This window comes from Peribacillus sp. SIMBA_075 (assembly GCF_046534585.1).
Genome location: NZ_JAWRYN010001058.1, coordinates 1 through 255, shown reverse-complemented (window position 1 = coordinate 255; position 255 = coordinate 1). Strand labels below are relative to the sequence as shown.

1 protein-coding gene is annotated in these 255 nt (G+C 51.8%); it reads left to right on the top strand.

Annotated elements, in window-relative coordinates; all coding sequences use genetic code 11:
* Positions 1-255: YceD family protein (locus SB775_RS31530; RefSeq protein ID WP_410865221.1), on the top strand; the 255-nt coding region annotated here is incomplete at both ends.

Below are 255 nucleotides of genomic sequence, written 5' to 3'. Positions count from 1 at the left end.
AGGCGAGGCAGTGCAGCTCGGTAATCTTTACTACGTAACCGGCAAGATGAAAGCCGACGTCAATTTCATTTGTGCAAGATGCCTGAATCCGTATACTCACCATGCGGCTGTTTCGTTTTCCGAAACATTCGCTCCGGAAGATGATCCGGTGTTAGGTGAGGACGAAGACAGCGACATTCTGCCGCTTGAAGGCGATGAAATCGAGTTGGACGCGCTGTTGCAGGAGGATTTCCTTCTGGCGATGCCGACATTCCC